Annotated in this window: 17 protein-coding genes and 1 pseudogene; 13 read left to right on the top strand and 5 right to left on the bottom strand. The window is 70.8% G+C overall.

What is annotated here, in order from left to right:
• Nucleotides 1-66: 66 nt before the first annotated feature.
• From alaS to AB0F91_RS10770, 7 genes are all read left to right on the top strand, one after another.
• A complete protein-coding gene (gene alaS, locus AB0F91_RS10800; protein ID WP_360596685.1) occupies nucleotides 67-2,730 on the top strand; it encodes an alanine--tRNA ligase in 2,664 nt (887 codons plus the stop codon).
• Nucleotides 2,720-3,220, top strand: a complete 501-nt coding sequence (ruvX, locus tag AB0F91_RS10795) for a Holliday junction resolvase RuvX (protein ID WP_360596684.1) — start codon at nucleotides 2,720-2,722, stop codon at nucleotides 3,218-3,220. Before alaS ends, ruvX begins: the two co-directional genes overlap by 11 nt.
• A complete protein-coding gene (gene mltG / locus AB0F91_RS10790; RefSeq protein WP_360596682.1) occupies nucleotides 3,217-5,487 on the top strand; it encodes an endolytic transglycosylase MltG in 2,271 nt (756 codons plus the stop codon). The genes ruvX and mltG overlap by 4 nt, the downstream gene beginning before the upstream one ends.
• On the top strand, nucleotides 5,459-6,337 hold the full coding sequence (locus AB0F91_RS10785) for a shikimate dehydrogenase (protein ID WP_360597085.1): 879 nt from the start codon (nucleotides 5,459-5,461) through the stop codon (nucleotides 6,335-6,337). Before mltG ends, AB0F91_RS10785 begins: the two co-directional genes overlap by 29 nt.
• Nucleotides 6,338-6,400: 63 nt before the next feature.
• On the top strand, nucleotides 6,401-7,678 hold the full coding sequence (locus tag AB0F91_RS10780) for a GrpB family protein (RefSeq protein ID WP_360596680.1): 1,278 nt from the start codon (nucleotides 6,401-6,403) through the stop codon (nucleotides 7,676-7,678).
• On the top strand, nucleotides 7,675-8,313 hold the full coding sequence (locus AB0F91_RS10775) for an HAD-IA family hydrolase (RefSeq protein ID WP_360596679.1): 639 nt from the start codon (nucleotides 7,675-7,677) through the stop codon (nucleotides 8,311-8,313). The genes AB0F91_RS10780 and AB0F91_RS10775 overlap by 4 nt, the downstream gene beginning before the upstream one ends.
• A 19-nt stretch (nucleotides 8,314-8,332) precedes the next feature.
• The gene (locus tag AB0F91_RS10770; protein ID WP_360596678.1) at nucleotides 8,333-9,274 is read left to right on the top strand and encodes a D-2-hydroxyacid dehydrogenase family protein; all 942 of its coding nucleotides are present in this window, start codon (nucleotides 8,333-8,335) and stop codon (nucleotides 9,272-9,274) included.
• A gap of 313 nt (nucleotides 9,275-9,587) precedes the next feature.
• On the opposite strand, the gene AB0F91_RS10765 is transcribed toward AB0F91_RS10770, so the two are convergent.
• From AB0F91_RS10765 to AB0F91_RS10750, 4 genes are all read right to left on the bottom strand, one after another.
• Entirely contained in the window at nucleotides 9,588-10,403 is an 816-nt protein-coding gene (locus AB0F91_RS10765) for a serine hydrolase domain-containing protein (protein WP_360596677.1), read from the bottom strand.
• Between the two features lie 199 nt (nucleotides 10,404-10,602).
• Entirely contained in the window at nucleotides 10,603-10,872 is a 270-nt protein-coding gene (locus AB0F91_RS10760) for an HPr family phosphocarrier protein (RefSeq protein WP_360596676.1), read from the bottom strand.
• Nucleotides 10,873-10,905: 33 nt separating this feature from the next.
• Nucleotides 10,906-12,144 carry a PTS transporter subunit EIIC gene (locus AB0F91_RS10755; RefSeq protein ID WP_360596674.1) on the bottom strand — a complete coding sequence of 413 codons (1,239 nt, stop codon included), beginning with the start codon at nucleotides 12,142-12,144 and terminating at the stop codon, nucleotides 10,906-10,908.
• The gene (locus AB0F91_RS10750; protein WP_360596672.1) at nucleotides 12,141-12,959 is read right to left on the bottom strand and encodes a GntR family transcriptional regulator; all 819 of its coding nucleotides are present in this window, start codon (nucleotides 12,957-12,959) and stop codon (nucleotides 12,141-12,143) included. The genes AB0F91_RS10755 and AB0F91_RS10750 overlap by 4 nt, the downstream gene beginning before the upstream one ends.
• A 93-nt stretch (nucleotides 12,960-13,052) precedes the next feature.
• Here AB0F91_RS10750 and AB0F91_RS10745 point away from each other — a divergent pair, with 93 nt between their 5' ends.
• On the top strand, nucleotides 13,053-13,436 hold the full coding sequence (locus AB0F91_RS10745) for a PTS glucose/sucrose transporter subunit IIB (RefSeq protein ID WP_360596670.1): 384 nt from the start codon (nucleotides 13,053-13,055) through the stop codon (nucleotides 13,434-13,436).
• Nucleotides 13,433-13,888 carry a PTS glucose transporter subunit IIA gene (locus tag AB0F91_RS10740; RefSeq protein WP_360596669.1) on the top strand — a complete coding sequence of 152 codons (456 nt, stop codon included), beginning with the start codon at nucleotides 13,433-13,435 and terminating at the stop codon, nucleotides 13,886-13,888. Before AB0F91_RS10745 ends, AB0F91_RS10740 begins: the two co-directional genes overlap by 4 nt.
• A 96-nt stretch (nucleotides 13,889-13,984) precedes the next feature.
• Here AB0F91_RS10740 and AB0F91_RS10735 read toward each other — a convergent pair whose 3' ends face one another.
• Nucleotides 13,985-14,422 carry a Rieske (2Fe-2S) protein gene (locus AB0F91_RS10735; protein WP_360596668.1) on the bottom strand — a complete coding sequence of 146 codons (438 nt, stop codon included), beginning with the start codon at nucleotides 14,420-14,422 and terminating at the stop codon, nucleotides 13,985-13,987.
• 123 nt (nucleotides 14,423-14,545) lie between these two features.
• On the opposite strand from AB0F91_RS10735, the gene AB0F91_RS10730 reads away from it, so the two are divergent.
• The 4 genes and pseudogenes from AB0F91_RS10730 (at nucleotide 14,546) to AB0F91_RS10715 (ending at nucleotide 17,849) form a co-directional block, all read left to right on the top strand.
• Nucleotides 14,546-14,950 (top strand): hypothetical protein, encoded by a 405-nt coding sequence (locus AB0F91_RS10730; protein ID WP_360596666.1) that lies wholly within the window; start codon nucleotides 14,546-14,548, stop codon nucleotides 14,948-14,950.
• Between the two features lie 42 nt (nucleotides 14,951-14,992).
• Nucleotides 14,993-15,478 carry a sigma-70 family RNA polymerase sigma factor gene (locus AB0F91_RS10725; RefSeq protein ID WP_220247519.1) on the top strand — a complete coding sequence of 162 codons (486 nt, stop codon included), beginning with the start codon at nucleotides 14,993-14,995 and terminating at the stop codon, nucleotides 15,476-15,478.
• Nucleotides 15,475-15,630, top strand: a pseudogene (locus tag AB0F91_RS10720) (zf-HC2 domain-containing protein); the annotation flags it as partial. The gene AB0F91_RS10725 and the pseudogene AB0F91_RS10720, both read left to right, overlap by 4 nt.
• 1,442 nt (nucleotides 15,631-17,072) lie before the next feature.
• A complete protein-coding gene (locus tag AB0F91_RS10715) occupies nucleotides 17,073-17,849 on the top strand; it encodes an A24 family peptidase (protein ID WP_360596664.1) in 777 nt (258 codons plus the stop codon).
• The last annotated feature ends 25 nt before the right edge of the window (nucleotides 17,850-17,874 follow it).

The following is a 17,874-nucleotide window of genomic DNA, read 5'->3' as shown; positions in this document are numbered from 1 at the left end:
TCCCCCTTTTTCCCGGTCCGATCTTCGCGCCGAGCGGTGCGCGGACCCCAGCCCGAGGACACACCCGTGGACACACACGAGATCACCGACCGATTCCTGCGCCATTTCGAGTCGAAGGGGCACACCCGCGTGCCCAGCGCCTCGCTGATCCTCGACGATCCGAACCTGCTGTTCGTGAACGCCGGCATGGTGCAGTTCAAGCCGTATTTCCTCGGTGAGGTGCCGCCGCCGTACCCGCGCGCGACCAGCGTGCAGAAGTGCGTGCGCACGCCGGACATCGACGAGGTCGGCAAGACCACGCGGCACAACACGTTCTTCCAGATGGCCGGCAACTTCTCGTTCGGCGACTACTTCAAGGAAGGCGCGATCGAGTCGGCGTGGGAGCTGATCACCGGTCCGCAGTCCGAGGGCGGCTACGGGCTCGACCCCGACCGGATCTGGGCGACCGTGTTCGAGGACGACGCCGAAGCGGCGGGGCTGTGGCGCAAGCTCACCGGCCTGCCGTCCGAGCGCATCCAGCAGCGCGGCATGGAGGACAACTTCTGGTCCATGGGCATCCCGGGCCCGTGCGGACCCAGCTCCGAGATCTACTACGACCGCGGCCCCGACTACGGCCGTGAGGGCGGGCCCGTCGCGGACGAGGACCGCTACATCGAGATCTGGAACCTGGTGTTCATGCAGAACATCCGGGGCGAGGGCGCGGGCAAGAAGAACTTCCCGATCCTCGGTGACCTGCCGGCCAAGAACATCGACACCGGCATGGGCGTCGAGCGCGTCGCGACGATCCTGCAGGGCGTCGAGAACGTCTACGAGACCGACCTCGTCCGCCCGGTGATCGGCCGCGCCGAGGAGTTCTCTGGCCGCCGCTACGGCGCCAACCACGTCGACGACGTCCGCTTCCGCGTGATCGCCGACCACGCCCGCACCGGTGTGCTGCTGATCGGCGACGGCGTCACCCCGGGCAACGACGGCCGCGGCTACGTGCTGCGCCGGCTGCTGCGCCGCATCGTCCGCTCCACGCGCCTGCTGGGCGTGCAGGAGCCGGTGCTGCAGGCGTTCGCCGAGGTCGTGCGCGACACCATGGGCCCGACGTACGCGAACCTGGTCACGGACTTCGACCGCATCTCCGAGGTCGTGCGCGTGGAGGAGGAGGCGTTCCTCGCCACCCTCACCAGCGGTTCGCGCATCTTCGACCTCGCGGCGGCCGAGACGAAGAACTCCGGCGGCGACGTGCTCGCCGGTGACAAGGCGTTCCAGCTGCACGACACCTACGGCTTCCCGATCGACCTCACGCTCGAGATGGCGGCCGAGCAGGGCCTGACCGTCGACGAGGACGGCTTCCGCACGCTCATGGAGGAGCAGCGCACCCGGGCGAAGGCCGACGCGGCGCAGCGCAAGCACGGCCACGGGGACCTGTCGGAGTACCGCAAGCTGCTGGAGCAGAACGGCGAGACCGAGTTCCTCGGCTACACCGAGCTGCAGGCGTCCGCGAAGGTCGTCGGCCTGCTCGAGGACGGGCAGCCGGTGCGCAGCGTCGCCGCGGGGCACAAGGCGGAGCTGGTGCTCGACCGCACCCCCTTCTACGCGGAGAGCGGTGGCCAGGTCGCCGACATCGGCGTGCTGCTCGGCGACGGCGTGAAGCTGAACGTGCTCGACGTGCAGAAGATCGTGCCGGGCCTGTTCGTGCACCGCGTGGAGGTCACCGACGGCGAGGTCGGCATCGGCACCGAGCTCACCGGCTCGGTCGACGCGGCCCGGCGCCTGTCGATCGAACGGTCGCACTCGGCGACGCACCTGGTGCACGCGGCCGTGCGCGGGGCGTACGGCAAGCGCGCGGCGCAGGCCGGTTCGCTCAACTCGCCGGGCCGGATGCGGTTCGACTTCACCACGCCCGCCTCGGTGTCGGCCGACATCCTCACCGAGGTCGAGGAAGAGGTGAACGACTACCTCCAGACCGACGTCGAGGTGCAGAGCTACATCACCACGAAGGACAAGGCGCTCGAGCTGGGCGCGGTCGCGCTGTTCGGCGAAAAGTACGGCAACGACGTGCGCGTGGTCGACATGGGCGACTACTCGCGCGAGCTGTGCGGTGGCACGCATGTGGAGCGCATCGGTCAGCTGGGCCTGGTGAAGCTCGTGGGCGACTCGTCGATCGGGTCGGGTGTGCACCGCGTTGAGGCGCTGGTGGGCCCGGACGCGCTGAAGCACGTGCGCAAGGAGCAGCTGCTCGTGTCGCAGCTGGCGAACACCTTCAAGGTGCCCACCGACCAGCTGCCCTCGCGCATCGAGGACGTGCTGACGAGGCTGAAGAACGCGGAGAAGGAGATCGATCAGCTGCGCACGCAGCAGGTGCTCGGCTCGGCGGGCGCGCTCGCCGACAAGGCGCAGGACGTCGGCGGCGTGTCGGTGGTCGCGGAGGTCGTGCCGGACGTCGACGGCAACGGGCTGCGGGCGCTCGCGTCCGACGTCCGCGGCCGGCTGGGCGACCGGCCCGGCGTGGTGGCGCTGTTCGCGCCGTCGGGCGACAAGGTGGCGTTCGTAGTGGCGACCACGGCCGCGGCGCGCGACCTCGGCCTCGCGGCGGGCAAGCTCGTGCCGTCGTTCGCCGAGGCCATCGGCGGCCGCGGCGGCGGCAAGCCCGACATGGCGCAGGGCGGCGGCAGCAACCCGGCCGGCGCGCAGCAGGCCGTCGAGGCGCTGCGCGCAGCGGTCGCGAGCGTTGGCCGCTAGCTCCCGGCGCGGCCCGGATCGGCCCGGTGAGTCCGATCCGGGCCGCGGCAGGCGGCTCGGGATCGATGTTGGGTCTGTCCGGGTGGGGGTGGCGCTGAGCGATCCCGCCCCCATCCTCGCGAGCCCGCTCGTTACCCTCTCCCGTGATGCGAAGGACGACAGCGATCTGGACAAGCTTGCCGAACTCGTCACCGAACACGAGGTGGTCGAGGTGATCGTGGGCTTGCCGAAGACACTGGCGAACCGAACCGGACCCGCCGCCCAGATCGCGGTGGAGTACGCCGACAAGCTGGTCACGCGGGTCGGCGACGTGCCGGTGCGCCTCGCCGACGAACGGTTGACGACGGTCACGGCGTCCCGAATGCTTTCCCAGCGGGGGGTCAAGGGACGCAAGCAGCGGGCGGTGGTCGACCAGGCCGCCGCCGTCGAGATCCTGCAGGCCTGGCTCGACGCCGCCGCCGCGCAGCGCGCCCGGAAAGGCGAGTCATGACCGAGCCTCGCGGTCCCGAGGAGCAAGGCGGCCGACGACGGTTGCGTGATCCCGGCACCCCGCCGCCGGGCGGCCCCCGGCGCGCCCGCCGCACGCCGCCCCCGCCCGGCGCCCACGAGCTGCCGCCGCGTTCCCAGCACGCCGCCCCCGACCCGTACGACGAGGCCCCGCCGCCCCCACCGAGCGGCGGCCGCCGTCGCCGGCGCGAGGCCTCGGACGAGGCGCCGCCGCCTCCGCAGACCCCTCCGCCCGCTCCACCGGACCCTCCGCCCGCCACCGGCCGCCGTCGCCGTCGCGAGCCCGCCGACGTGCCGCCCGACCTCCCGCAGCCGCCGGGTGACCCTCGCCGAGACGATCTGCCGCAGCCTTCCGGCCCGCGCGGCGCCGATCTAGCTCAGCCTTCCGGCGACCCGCGTGGTGCCGGTGAACTGCCGCCTCCGCCGCCGGGCCCGCCGCCCGGTGCGCCGCGCCGCCGTCGCCGGGCCGAGCCGGGCGACGTGCCTCCGGCACCTCCGCGCCGCCGTCCGCGCTCGGACACCGGCGACCTGCCGCTGCCCGGCGACCCCGGTCCTTCGCGTCCGGTCCGCCGCCCTGCCGGCCCACCGGACGGCTCCCTGCCTCCGGACCCCCGCTTCGCGGGCCCGGTGGACGGCTCCATGCCGCCCGACCCGCGTTTCGCGGGTCCCGTCGACGGTTCGATGCCGCCGGATCCGCGGTTCAACGGCCCGGCTGACGCCTCCCTGCCGCCCGACCCCCGTTTCGCCGGCCCGCCTGACGGTTCCCTGCCTCGCGACCCCCGCTTCGCGGGTCCGGTCGACGGTTCGATGCCGCCGGATCCGCGGTTCACCGGTTCCGCCGATGGCTCGATGCCTCCGGATGCGCGGCTCGGCAGGCCGGGCCCGGCGCCGAGGCGCAGGCCGCAGCCGGTGGAGCACCCGACCGACGTGATCCCGACCGTGCCGGACTCCGCGCCGCAGGAGCGCGAGCAGCTCGACGACCTGTTCGGCGACGACTACGAAGACGAGTACCGCGAAGACGGCGAGTACGACCAGGCGTACGACGACGAGGAGTACGGCGACTACGACGACGCCGAGTACGACGAGGAGCAGTACGCCGAAGAACCCGCGTCCGCCAAGAAGAAGAAGCGCAAGCGAAGCAAGCGCGCGCTCGGCTGGGTCGCGGCGCTGCTGGTCCTCGTCGTCTTCGCCGGTGGCGCCTACTACGGCTACCAGAAGATCTTCGGCTACAACGACTTCGACGGCACCGGCGAGGGCAGCGCACTCATCCAGGTCGAGGACGGCGACACCACGTCGGCGATCGGCGGCAAGCTCGTGGACGCGGGCGTCGTCGCGAGCACCACGGCGTTCGTCAAGGCCGGCGCGGAGAACACCGCCCTGAGCCGGATCCAGCAGGGGTACTACCTGCTCAAACAGCACATGTCGGGCGAGAGCGCGGTGTCGCTGATCACCTCACCGGCCGCGCACGTCGGCCGGCTGGAGATCCGCCCGTACACGCAGCTCGACGACGTGAAGCAGCCCGGCAACACGGTCACACCGGGCGTCTACTCGCTGATCTCCAAGGCCTCGTGCGCCGAACTCGACGGCAAGAACACCTGCGTCTCCACCGATGCGCTGCGCAAGACCGTCGCCGACGCCGACCTCAAGACGCTCGGCGTGCCCGACTGGGCGGTGGACGGTGCGCAGAAGGCCCTGAGCAAGGACAAACGCCTCGAAGGGCTCATCGCGCCCGGGCTCTACGACGTCAAACCGGGCTGGACCGCCTCGGAGCTGATCACCAGCCTCGTGAAGCAGTCGGCCGAGGCCATCCAGGCCGCGGGCTTGAGCGCCCAGAGCACCGGGCCCAAGCAGACGCCGTACCAGACGCTGATCGTCGCGTCGCTCATCGAGCGCGAGGCGATCACCCCCGACTTCCCCAAGATCGCGCGGGTCATCTACAACCGGCTCGACCAGCGGATGAAACTCGGCTTCGACTCGACCGTGAACTACGTGGTCGACAAACCGACCCTGCTCACGAACAAGGCAGATCGGGAAGCCCCGGGGCCGTACAACACGTACCTGAACTACGGTCTCCCGCCGACTCCGATCGGGGTGCCCAGTGTCGCGGCGATCAAGGCCGCGGTCGACCCGCCGGACGGCGACGAGCTCTACTTCGTGAAGTGCGAGAAGGACGGGCACTCCTGCTTCGCCTCGACGCTGACCGAGCACAACAAGAACCGTGATCTGGCGCAGCAACGTGGCGTCTTCTGACGGGCCGCGCAAGGCCGCGGTCCTGGGCAAGCCGATCGAGCACTCGCTTTCGCCGGTGCTACACCGCGCGGCGTTCGACGCGCTCGGGCTCACAGGCTGGACGTACGAGCGCGTGGAGACCGGGGCCGACGAGCTGCCCGGGTTCGTCGACGGGCTCGGCCCCGAGTGGGTCGGCCTGTCGGTGACGATGCCGGGCAAGCGCCGGGCGCTCGACCACGCGGTCGAGGTCACGCCGCGCGCCGCGGCGGTCGGTGCAGCGAACACCCTGGTGCGCGTCGAGGGCGGCTGGCTCGCCGACTGCACCGACGTCGACGGCGTCACGGGGGCGTTGCGGGCGGCGGGCGGCTACACGCCCTCGCCCGATGACCGGGCGGTGGTGCTCGGTGCCGGCGGGACGGCAGCGGCCGCCGTGGTCGGGCTCGCCGCGCTGGGTGTGGCGTCCGCGAGTCTCGTGGTGCGGGAGCCGGCGCGGGCGGGCGAGACGCTCGACGCGGCGAAGAGCGCCGGCCTCGACGTCGAGGTGCTCCGGTGGTCCGAAGTGGACTTTCCGGCGCTGGCGGCGCGCACGGCCGTGCTGGTGAACACCGTGCCGCCGGAGGCGGTGCTGGCTCAGGTCTCCGCGCTCGCGGGGGTGCCCAGCGTGCTGGACGTGATCTACCACCCGTGGCCGACGCCATTGGCCGAAGCCGTCGCCGCACGGGGTGGCCGGCTCGCGACGGGGCTGGACATGTTGCTGCACCAGGCCTTCGGTCAGGCGGAGCACTTCACGGGGCGGCCCGCGCCGCGTGAGGAGATGCGGGCCGCCCTGCGCGCGGCGACAGGGGACATCCTGCCGCTGCCGATTTCCTGAGGCGGGCCGCGCGCCGCGTTGTTATTCTGGCCGACTGCCCGTTTGCCGAGTCCAGGGGGACGCATGTCGGAAACCAGTCAACAGTCGCGCAGCGACGAGGAGATCCGGGACTCGTGGGTCGACGAGCCGCCGCGGCTCGACACCACGGTGACGCTCGCCGAGTACGACCCACAGTGGCCGGTGTTGTTCGAACGCGAAGCTGAGCGAATTCGCACCGCACTGGGGGAGAAGGTGGTGCTGCTCGAACACGTCGGGTCCACTTCGGTCCCCGGTCTCGCGGCCAAGCCGGTCATCGACATCCTGCTGGAAGTCCCGGACTCCGACGACGAAGACGCCTATGTGCCGGTCCTCGAAGCCACGGGCTACCGGCTCGTGATCCGTGAACCGGAGTGGGAGAAGCACCGGTGCTTCTCCGGGACCGGCCCGAGGGTCAACCTCCACGTTCATTCGCCGGGCAACGGCCAGACCGAGCGATACCTGCTCTTCCGTGATCGGATGCGCACACATCCTAAGGAACTGGCCACGTATCTTGCGAAGAAGCGCACACTGGCTGCGAAAACCTGGACGTACATCCAGCACTACGCGGACGCCAAGAGCGAGGTCATCGACGAGATCGTCGGCCGCGCCCGCGCGGCGCGGCTCGAAACCGCCCAGTACGAGGGGTTCAGCGAGGCGTATGCCGAGCATGCGGCGAAAAGCGTGGCGAACGCGCTGTACGACCGCCCGGCGATCGTGGAGCTGGCCGGTGAGGTGGCGGGCAAACGCGTGCTCGACGCCGGGTGCGCGGCAGGTCACTTGAGCGCGCTGCTCGCCGGCCGGGGTGCCGACGTGCTGGGTGTCGACGTGAGTGAAGGCCTGATCTCCTTGGCGCGCAAGGAGTTCGGTGACCTGGCGAAGTTCAAGGTCGCCGACATCGCGAAGCCACTGTCCCTTGCGGACGGTTCGATCGACGTCGTCACCGCGTCTCTTGTCCTCCACTACCTGGAGGACTTCGGGCCGACGTTGCGCGAGTTCCACCGCGTGTTGCGCGCGGGTGGACAGCTCGTGTTCTCCGTGCACCACCCCGGTGAGGACTGGCACTGGTTCGAGCGCGAGAACTACTTCGAGACCGAGCTGCTCGACGACGAGTTCCTGCTCGGTTCCTACCGTCAGGTGGTGCAGTACTACCGCCGGCCACTCAGCCGGACGTTCGACGCGGTGCGCGACGCGGGGTTCACCGTCGACCGGCTGGTGGAACCGATGCCCGTGGCCGAGGCCGACGAGGCCGACCCGCGGATCGCGCAGGGACTGCGGACGAAGCCGCGGTTCCTGTACTTCCGTTGTGTGGCAGGAGAAGCATGATCCTGGAATGCCGTGCGGTGCTGTTCGATGTCGACGGGGTGCTCGTGGACTCCACGGCTTCGGGCGAGCGGTCGTGGACGCGGTGGGCGCGAGAGCACGGGCTGGACCCGGCCGTCGTGCTCGACGGTGTGCACGGCCGCCGGTCCTCGGAGACGGTGCGGATGCACCTGCCCGAGGACCAGACCGACGAAGGCCTGCGCCGCATTGACGAGCTGGAGATCGGCGATGCCGGCACCACCGTCGCGATCCCCGGCGCGGCCGAGCTGCTCGCGAGCCTGGCGGGGAACTGGGCCGTGGTCACGTCGGCGTCGCGGCCGTTGCTCGAAGCACGGCTCGCCGCCGCGGGCTTGCCGATCGCGCCCGCGGTCGTGACCGCCGCCGACGTGTCGCGCGGCAAACCGGACCCCCAGGGCTACCTGCTCGGGGCGCGGTGGGTCGGGGTGCCAATCGGTCAGTGCGCGATCTTCGAGGACAGCGGCAACGGCCTGGCCGCCGCGGTGGCGGCCGGGCCTGCCGCCGTGGTGGGTGTGGGCCGCGGCGCGCTGGACTCGCCCGCCACGCCCGTGGTCCAGGACCTGGCCGGGGTCCGCTGGACCGGCGCCGGCTTGCGGGTGGACGCTGTTCTGCGCGCGTGAGCGGACTACGGTGGGGCGCATGAAGATCGCGATCCTCGACGACTACCAGAACGTCGCGCTCACCTACGCCGACTGGGACTCCCTCGGTGCCGACATCGAGGTCTTCACGGAGGCCTTCACCGGTCCCGACGATGTCGTCCGGAAGCTGGCGGGTTTCGACGTCGCTGTGGCGATGCGTGAGCGCACGCGGTTTCCGGCGGAGGTTTTGGATCGGTTGCCGGATTTGCGCCTGTTGGTGAGTACTGGGCGGCGTAACGCGGCGATCGATGGAGCGGCGGCGAAGCGGAATGGGATTGTGGTGTCGACCACGGGGTACCTCGGGCCGCCGACGTTGGAGCACACGTGGGCGTTGATCCTGGCCGCGGCGCGGAACCTGCCGGCGGATGTGCGGTCGATGCAGGAGGGTGGGTGGCAGGTCGGGGTCGGGACCGTGTTGAGCGGGAAGACGCTGGGTCTGCTCGGGCTGGGACGGTTGGGGAGTGCGTCGGCGCGGATCGGGCAGGCGTTCGGGATGGAGACGATCGCGTGGAGTCCGAATCTGACGGCTGAGAAAGCTGCGGAGCACGGGGTTGCTGCGGTGTCGAAGGAAGAGCTGTTCGAGCGTAGTGATGTTCTGTCGGTGCATGTGGTGCTGTCGGAGCGCAGTCGTGGGCTGGTCGGGGCGGCGGAATTCGCACGTATGAAGCCCAGCGCTTTGTTGGTCAACACATCTCGTGGGCCGGTTGTCGAAGAGGCGGCGTTGTTGGACGCGTTGCGTTCGCGGCGGATTGCGGCGGCGGCGTTGGATGTGTATGACGTGGAGCCGTTGCCGGCTGATCATCCGATTCGTGGTCTCGACAATGTGATTTTGACGCCGCATGTCGGATATGTGAGCCGGGAGACGTACGAGATCTTCTATCGGGATGCGGTGGAGGATATTGCGGCTTTTCAGGCTGGGGAGCCGATTCGGGTGATGGAGTGAGGGGTTCGCGGGGTTCTTAACGGGTTTTTCGCGGTTCTCGCGGGAGCGTGTTGCCTGGATGAGCACCCCGAAGCTGGAGTGTGTTACGGCCGGTGACCGTGTATCAAGGCGGGAAAGCGTGCCTTGACACACGGTCGCCGGCCGTAAGGAGGCTTCGGATCGGGGTGCCGGGGCGGGGCTGGGTGCTGGGTCTGGTTGTGTGGGTTCGTCGCCTTTGGGGGGTGGGGTAAAGCGCCCCAATGTGGCGTTGGGTGCGTTGAGCGCACCGAACGCCACATTGGGTGCGTCGGGTGTGGCGTTGGGGCGGTGTGCGTCAGCCCTTCAGCTCGGCCAGGACGGCGTCGGTGAAGGGGGGCCAGGCCTCGGCGGCCCAGGGGCCGAAGGAGCGGTCCGCCAGGGCGACGCAGGCGTGGCCTGCTTCGGGGTCCACCCAGAGGAAGGTGCCGGACTGGCCGAAGTGGCCGAAGGTGCGCGGGGAGCTCGCGGAGCCGGTCCAGTGCGGGGACTTGTGGTCGCGCAGTTCGAAACCGAGACCCCAGTCGTTGGGTTTCTGGTAGCCGAAGCCGGGGAGGACGCCGTTGAGGCCGGGGAAGGCGACGTCGGTGGCGACGGCGAGCGTGGCGGGCGCGAGGAGCTTCGGGGACTGCAGTTCGGCGGCGAAGCGCGCCAGATCGTCCACAGTGGACGAGGCGCCGGAGGCGGGGGAGCCGTCCAGGACGGTGGCGGTCATGCCGAGCGGGTCGAGCAGGGCTTCGCGCTGGTAGTCGGCGAAGGCGATGCCGGAGTGCTCGGTGAGGGTGTCGGCCAGGACTTCGAAGCCGGCGTTGGAGTACAGGCGGCGGGTGCCGGGCGGGGCCATCTCCTTGTGGGCGTCGAAGGCGAGGCCGGAGGTGTGGGCGAGCAGGTGCCGCACGGTCGAGCCCTCGGGGCCGGCGGGCGTGTCCAGCTCGACGACGCCCTCCTCGAGTGCGATGTGCGCGGTGTACGCGGTGAGCAGCTTGGTCACCGACGCCAGGCGGAACACTCGAGCGGAATCACCGTGGCGGTCGCGCACCTCGCCGTCGGCGGAAACCACCCCGGCCGCGGCGTTGTCCACCGGCCACTCGTCGATCAGGCGCAGGCTCTCCATGTCCCCACCTTACTGTGCTGCTTGTTGCCGACCCGACCACAGTCACGGCGGAAACCGTTGGCACGGGCGGTGACTTCCGGTTGGGTGTCCGCCTTCTCTCGGCCGGATCGGCAAGCGGCCCCGGAAACGCGCGAAGGGGCCACCCGGCACCGGATTTCCCGGCGCCGGACGGCCCCCGCGGCTGCCCCTGGAGCGGTACCTACTGAGCGTCGAGATCCGTGGCGACGAGATCCGCCACCGCTTCGATCGCGGCGTCGGCGCCCTCGCCCTCGGCGCTGATGACCACCTCGTCGCCGAACGCGGCGGCGAGCGTCATCAGGTTGAGCACGCTGCCGGCGGCCACCGGGTCGCCGCCGGCCTTGGCGATGCTCACCGCGACGGGTTGCGCCGCGGCCGCCTTGGCGACCAGCGCGGCCGGCCTGGCGTGCAGGCCCACCTTGCTGGCCACGGTGACTCGTTTCTCCGGCATGGTCGTCCTCTCTCGTTTTCCTTGTGGTCGAGCTTACTTCGCGGCCGTGCGGTCGAGGTCGGCCTCGATCGTGTCGTCCTCGCGGCCCGGGGTGCGCATGTTCCACTTCGTGATCACGAACCGGAACACCACGTAGTAGATGACGGCGAAGACCAAGCCGATCGGGATCAGCAGCCACGCCTTGTGCGCGGTGTCCAGCGACGAGTTCAGGGCGAAGTCGATCGCCCCGCCCGAGAACGAGAAGCCGAGGTGGATGCCCAGCGCGTTGCAGACGGCCAGCGACACACCGGTCATGATCGCGTGGAAGATGTAGAGCGGCCACGCGACGAACATGAACGCGAACTCGATCGGCTCGGTGACACCCGTGATGAACGAGGTGAGCGCCGCGGAGATCATGATCGAGCCCACGATCTTCTTCTGGCCCGGCTTCGCGGTCTGCCAGATCGCCAGCGCCGCGGCGGGCAGGGCGAACATGAAGATCGGGAAGAAGCCGGTCATGAACGAGCCGGACCCCTGCACGTGGGTGAAGAAGTTGTTGAGGTCGCCGCCGCCGAAGATGAACCACACCGGCACGTTCAGCAGCTGGTGCAGACCGATCGGGATGAGCAGGCGGTTGAGCACGCCGTAGATGCCGCCACCGATCACCGGCGAGCCGACGACGGCCTGGCCGATCGAGTTGATGCCGTGGTCGACGTACTTGAAGACCAGGCCGAAGATCACGCCGAGGATGATCATCGAGAACGCGGTGATGATCGGCACGAACCGGCGGCCGCCGAAGAAGGCGAGCCAGCTCGGCAGCTTGATCCGGTAGTAGCGCTGCCACAGCAGGGCGGCGACGATACCGCTGATCACACCGGTCAGGACGCTGTAGGGCCAGTGGATCGGCGCCCCGTCCCAGCCGGGCTTGTAGCCCTCCTGGCTGCTGATCGGCGCGATGGCCTGGATCACCTTGTTGAACACGACCCAGCCGACGACCGCGGCGACGGCGGTGGAACCGTCGCCCTTGCGCGCGAAGCCGACCGCGATACCGATGGCGAACAGCAGGGGCAGCCAGTCGAACAGGCCACCGCCCGCCGCACCGATCACGGCCGCGACCTTGTCCCAGCCGAGGCCGGTCTTGCCGAACACGTCGTCCTGGCCCAGCCGGTTGAGAAGACCGGCAGCCGGCAAGACGGCGATGGGGAGCATCAGGCTGCGACCGAAGCGCTGCAGCCCGGCGAGCCCGCCGCCGCTCTTCTTGCCCTTCGCCCCCTCTGTGGTGGTGGCGCTCATCGTCGGGTACCTCCGTAGTGGGGTTCGTGGCCGGAATCCGGGGTGTTCCGGTCCAACTGCATGGTCACCTGGTAGTGGTCTCCCCGGTACCAGGACGTCATGTCCTCCACCGGCTCTCCGCCTGCGCTGGAGACCCGGCGGAAGACGAGAAGCGGAGTGCCGGTGCGCATGCCGAGCAGGCGCGCCGTCTCGCGATCCGCGGACTCGGCCCACACCGTCTGGTATGCCTGGTCGGGCCGCAGGTCGTAGGCCTCGGCCAGCTGGGCGTACAGGGAACGGGTGAGGTCGAGGTCGAGCAGTCCGGGCGTGCGGCCCGCGTGGTACCAGCCGCGTTCCACGGCCAGCGGCACGCCGTCCGCGCGCCGCAGGCGCACGAGCCGGTGGGCCGCCACGCCCTCGGGGAGACCGAGTGCGTGCGCCGAGGTCACCGGCGGGACCTCGAACGATGTGGACACCACCTCCGTGGTGGGGGTGAGCCCGCGCCGGCGCATGTCGTCGGTGAAGGACATCAGGTAGAGCTGCAACTCCATGCGGCGCGCGGCGGTGAACGTGCCCTTGCCGCGCACCCGGGCCAGCAGACCCTCTTCGACGAGCTTGCCGATCGCCGAGCGGACCGTGAGACGCGAGACACCGTAGCGCTGGGCGAGTTCCCGCTCCGACGGGATCGGCGAACCGGGCGGGAGCTCGCGCTCCACGGACCGGCGCAGGATCTCGCGCAGCTGGGCGTGCTTGGGCGTGGGCCCGTTGATCACCCGGTCCACCCGGTCCACCCGGTCGACGCCGTCGGGCGGCGGGACGTGCGCGGCCGCGCTCATCGGTGTCACCCTCCTTCTGTCGTCGCACCGGGCGACCGATGCTCGCGTCTTCGCCGGAAGATTGGTACGTTCCGGTCTAGACCAATAATTCCGATGGGGCAGGATGCTCCGCTTCGCGAGCGGGTGTCAACCACCGTTATGCGTTCGTGGCCTGCGGCGACGTGCATGCCGACGAACGGCGTAGTACTGGTGGAGCGCACTGGCTCACGTGGGGAACCAACGGGAAACGAGGAGGCCGCGATGGCGGATGACAGGCCTGAAAAGATTCTCGCGGCGCTCGGCGGCGTGGACAACGTCGTCGAGATCGAAGGCTGCATCACGCGCCTTCGCTGCGAACTGGAGGACACCAGCCTCGTCGACGAGGCGGCACTCAAGGCCGCAGGCGCGATGGGTGTGGTGAAGATGGGCTCCGCGGTGCAGGTGATCGTCGGCCCCGAGGCGGACACGATCGCCAGCGACATCGAGGACCTGATGTGAGCCTCGAGATCCTGAGCCCCGTCGCGGGCGAGGTCGTCGCGATCACCGAGGTGCCCGACCCGGTGTTCGCCGAGGCGATGGTCGGCCCCGGCATCGCCGTGAAGCCGAGCGGCGGCCGCTCCGACGCCGTCGCGCCGGTCGACGGCACCGTCGTGACCCTGCACCCGCACGCCTTCGTGGTGGCGACCGAGGACGGGCGCGCCGTGCTCGTGCACCTCGGCATCGACACGGTGAAGGAGAAGGGTGAGGGCTTCACCCTCCACGTGGTCAAGGGCGAGTCGGTGCGCGCCGGCCAGCCGGTGATCGGCTGGGACCCCGAGGCCGTGGCGGCCGCCGGCTACTCGCCGATCGTGCCCGTGGTCGGGCTCGACGCCCAGGCCGACGTGCTCGCGGGCCTCGAGCCCGGGCGCACCGTCGCGGCGGGCGACCCGCTGTTCAGCTGGAACGGCTGAGGCTTTCCGGGCGTCGCGCCTTCGACGCCGAAGGGCCCCTTGTGGACCGTGCTCGTCCACAAGGGGCCCTTCGCGTGTGTTGGGTGGGTTACGTCGTCAGGCGGTGACGACTTCTCCGTTGTCGATCTTCACGTTGATCTTCGGCAGCGGCTTCTCGGCCGGACCGTTCTTCACCGCGCCCGTGAGCGAGTCGTACACCGAACCGTGGCAGGGGCAGTGGATCTCGGCGCCCTGCGGCGGGTTCACGGTGCAGCCCTGGTGGGTGCAGATGGCGCTGAAGCAGTTCACGGTTCCGGCGGTCGGCTGGGCCACGATCACGTCCTGGCCGTCGGGAGTCTTGGCGGACTTCGCCTGGCCGACGGGCACGTCGGCCACCGCGATCACCTTCCCGCCGGGCTTGGGGACGTCGCCGCCTGAGGAGCCCGAGTCCGAGCCGGCGCCACAGGCGGCGAGGGCGACGGTGCCCACGGCGACGCCGGCGACGGCGGCCCCGGTGGTGAGAACGGAGCGGCGGGTGTGCAGTTCGGCAGTCATGCCTTCGTAACGAAGCACCGGCCCAACCGGTTCACCGCATCGGGTGTTCGGTGAACCGGAAGGGCGCTGCGTCCGTGTAGTGGGGGAGAGGGATTCTGAACGGGTGTGAAGAAGGAGAGAGCCATGTTGGCCAATTGGATGCGAGGGCTGGGCGCGATCGGGCTCGTGGGGTCCGCCGCGGTGCACCTCTACCTGTACTTCGGCAGCGGTTACTCCGACGACGCTGTGGTCGGGCCGCTGTTTTTGGTCAACGGGATCGCCGGCATCGTGATCGCGGTGGCACTGCTGACGTGGCGGCACTGGGTGCCGCCGTTCTTCACGTTCGGCTTCGGCGGGCTGACGCTGCTGGCGTACCTCCTGTCGCTGACGGTGGGCTTCTTCGGCGAGCACGACCAGTTCAACAGCCAGTTCGAGTACTGGGGCGTGGTCACCGAGGCCCTGTGCGTGATCTGCGGCCTGGTGCTGCTGGTGCAGGAGGTGCGCGCGCGGCAGTCGTCGGGCGGGCACGCGGTGCCGGCCGGGCGCTGACCGAGGCCTGCCGTGGGGAGGAGCGACGTCGAGGACCAGCTGATGCGCGCGCTGCACGAGGAACACGCGGCCGCGCTGTGGTCCTATGCCCTGCACCTGACGGGCGGTAACCGGAACCACGCGGAGGACGTGGTGCAGGAGACGCTGCTGCGGGCGTGGCGGCACACCGACGTGCTGGACCAGTCACAGGGTTCGGCCCGAGCGTGGCTGTTCACGGTCGCGCGCCGGATCGCCATCGACGGGTGGCGGTCGGCGACCTCGCGCTCGGAGGTCGTCACCGACGCTCCGCCCGAGCGAGCGGTGGCCGACGGCACCGAGCGGGCCGTGCAGGGATGGCTGGTGGCCGAGGCGCTGGGCGAGCTCTCGGTGCGCCACCGCGAGGTGCTCGAACTGTGCTACTTCCAGGGGTACTCGGTGGCCGACGCCGCCCACCGCCTGGGGATCGCCGAGGGGACGGTGAAGTCCCGCACGCACTACGCGCTGCGGGCGCTTCGCCTGGCTTTGGAAGAGCGGGGGGTGACGCAGTGACCGCCGACGAGTTCGCGACCTACGACGCCGCGTACGTGCTCGGTGCGCTGTCACCGGAGGACCGGCAGGCGTTCGAGGAGCACCTCCAGGAGTGCGACCGGTGCGCCGCCGCGGTTCGCGAGCTGGCCGGGCTCCCGGGGTTGCTCGCGCAGACCAGGGGCGATTCGCCGGGGGGAGCCTTCGGGCCCGGCAACGGTGAGGGGACGCCGACGGACCTGGCGCCGGTGCCCGATCTGGTGATCGTGCCGGGTGCGGGTTCGCCGGTGCACGACGTGCCGGGGCCGGGTCCGGGGTTGCCGGAGCCAGGTACGCGGTCGATGCTCGGGCCGGATGTGGCGGCGGGTTCGCCTGGGCCGGGCTCGTCTGTGCCGGGTGTGGCGGGATCGGAAGTGCCCGACCTGCCAGACCTGGCGGGCGCGCGGTCGGGGTCCGATCTGTGGCCTGTGCCGCCGAGGCCGGGTTCGAATCCGGTACCGGGGCCCGATCTGCCGGCTGACCCGCCGATGCCGGACCTGCCGGCTGTGCCTGCTGCCTCGGGCCCTCAGGCGACGCCGGATCTGCTGCCGGCGCCCGACCTGCTTCCGGTGCTGATGCGGAAGGTGCGGCGCCGCCGGCGGATCCGGAACGGGGCGACCGGGGGAGTGGCCGCGCTGGCCGTCGCGGCCGGAGTGGCTCTGGCGGTGTCGCTTTCGCTGCCGGACGTCTCTCCGCCGCCCGCCGCGCCCGCTGTCGCCGCGCCACCGCCCGCGCTCGCCATGTCGGCCCTCGGCGAGTACCCGATCCAGGCCGCGGCCCGCATCGATCCCCAGTCGTGGGGCACCGAGGTCGAAATGTCCTGCAGCTACCGCGGCGGCAAGGGCGGGGACTACTCCCTGATCGCCCTCGGCCGCGACGGCACCGAGACCGAGCTCGCCACGTGGAAAGCCCTGCCGGAGAACACGGCCAAGCTCGTGGTGGGCACACCGATGAAGTCCCAGGAGATCGCTTCGCTGGAGATCCGGAGCGTACGGACGGGGAAACCGTTGATGCGCCTGGTTTATCCCTGACTCGCTGACGCCGTTCACTCCAATGTGGAGTCGGTTGCGTCCGGCGCGCCGAATGCCGCGTGGGGTGTGTTGTGTGCACCGAATGCCGCGTGGGGTGCGTTGAGTGCACCGAACGCCGCGTTGGGGCGCTTGGGGCGCCCTCCGGGTGCCTGAGCGGGCGGGCTCTCGGCCCGCGGCTGGCGGCCTGCTCGGGTTGTCATCTCGCGGCCGCAGGCGGGGCAGCTCGGGTCGTTGCGCGCCTTCGTCCGACTCCCGGCCGAGCTGGTTCACGGCGGCCTCGGGCGGCTGGTTCACCCGCCGGTCGAGGTGGGGGCGGAGGCTCACGGCGGCGATTCCCGGCGCGGGCGAGCTGCGCGTGTTCGTGGCCGCGCGACCGCCGGCCAGGCGTGGTGTCCAGCGCCCCGGGGGGCCTGAGCCGGCGGTGGTGGGTTGCCGCGCAGCCGGTTCGGGCTGCCCGGCCGGGTGAATCGAGGCGGTTCTCGGCGCGAGCGGTCCACTCGCGACAGACGCGGCTTGGCGTGGCGGGCGGGCGCTGCGAACGTGGGTGCATGTCCTGGGGAATGGTCGTTGTGGGCGGGGCGGTGGTGCCCCTCCTGGCGTGGTTGCTGAGGCGGGCCGGTGCGCCCGTGTCGCCGGTCGTGGCGGTCGCCGTGGTGGTGGCTGCGCTGCTCGTCGTCGTGTGGCGGTGGCGGGAGGGGCGCTGGGCGGAGTGGTGGTGGCCGGTGCCGTGGGTGCTCACGGTGGTCGGGGTGCCGCTGTGCCTGGCGGATGTCCGGCATCGGAGGTTGCCGGACGTGGTGACGTTGCCGGCGTATCCCCTCATGGCGACCGCGCTGACCGTTGCGGCCATCGGCGGAGGCGGCGTGACGCTGCTCGCGGGCGCGGCGGCGGGGGTGCTCGTGTTCGGTGGTGTCCACCTCGTCGTCCACCGGGTCGAGCCGGCGCGGCTCGGGGCGGGAGACGTGAAGCTCGCCGGCGTGCTGGGTGCGGTGCTGGGTGCGCTGGGATGGGCGTCGGTGGCGGTCGCGGCGATCGCGGCGGCCGGGCTGAGTGCCGTGGCCGCCGTCGGAGCGCAGGTTCCGGCTATCGCCAGGCGGGCGCGCCGTGCCGAACCGCCGAGCGGGTATCCGGCGTCACAAGGCTCTCCGAACGGCGCGTCCCGCCCGGCACCGGCCACCACGGGGACATTCCCCCGACAAGCCAGGGACGGGCCTTGCCCCCAACGGGCGATTCGGTGTGGTGTGCCCCACGGACCGGCGTTGGTGGTCGCGGCCTGGATGTGCGCCGTCTTTCCCGGGGTGGGTTCGGGGATGGTGCCGAGCTGAGGGGCTGCTGGTCAGGCGCCCCGCA

It is taken from the genome of Amycolatopsis sp. NPDC023774 (genome assembly GCF_040639695.1).
Taxonomy (GTDB): Bacteria; Actinomycetota; Actinomycetes; order Mycobacteriales; family Pseudonocardiaceae; genus Amycolatopsis.
This window is presented reverse-complemented; position numbering and strand designations above follow the sequence as displayed.

Bases quoted from the DNA above. Each gene is read 5' to 3' on its own strand.
- AB0F91_RS10735 (WP_360596668.1), bottom strand. From the start codon at position 14,422: ATGACTGCCGAACTGCACACCCGCCGCTCCGTTCTCACCACCGGGGCC.
- AB0F91_RS10725 (WP_220247519.1), top strand. From the start codon at position 14,993: ATGCGCGCGCTGCACGAGGAACACGCGGCCGCGCTGTGGTCCTATGCC.
- AB0F91_RS10775 (WP_360596679.1), top strand. From the start codon at position 7,675: ATGATCCTGGAATGCCGTGCGGTGCTGTTCGATGTCGACGGGGTGCTC.
- AB0F91_RS10715 (WP_360596664.1), top strand. From the start codon at position 17,073: ATGTCCTGGGGAATGGTCGTTGTGGGCGGGGCGGTGGTGCCCCTCCTG.
- AB0F91_RS10780 (WP_360596680.1), top strand. From the start codon at position 6,401: ATGTCGGAAACCAGTCAACAGTCGCGCAGCGACGAGGAGATCCGGGAC.
- AB0F91_RS10770 (WP_360596678.1), top strand. From the start codon at position 8,333: ATGAAGATCGCGATCCTCGACGACTACCAGAACGTCGCGCTCACCTAC.
- AB0F91_RS10750 (WP_360596672.1), bottom strand. From the start codon at position 12,959: ATGAGCGCGGCCGCGCACGTCCCGCCGCCCGACGGCGTCGACCGGGTG.
- AB0F91_RS10745 (WP_360596670.1), top strand. From the start codon at position 13,053: ATGGGGCAGGATGCTCCGCTTCGCGAGCGGGTGTCAACCACCGTTATG.
- AB0F91_RS10730 (WP_360596666.1), top strand. From the start codon at position 14,546: ATGTTGGCCAATTGGATGCGAGGGCTGGGCGCGATCGGGCTCGTGGGG.
- mltG (WP_360596682.1), top strand. From the start codon at position 3,217: ATGACCGAGCCTCGCGGTCCCGAGGAGCAAGGCGGCCGACGACGGTTG.
- AB0F91_RS10765 (WP_360596677.1), bottom strand. From the start codon at position 10,403: ATGGAGAGCCTGCGCCTGATCGACGAGTGGCCGGTGGACAACGCCGCG.
- AB0F91_RS10760 (WP_360596676.1), bottom strand. From the start codon at position 10,872: ATGCCGGAGAAACGAGTCACCGTGGCCAGCAAGGTGGGCCTGCACGCC.
- AB0F91_RS10755 (WP_360596674.1), bottom strand. From the start codon at position 12,144: ATGAGCGCCACCACCACAGAGGGGGCGAAGGGCAAGAAGAGCGGCGGC.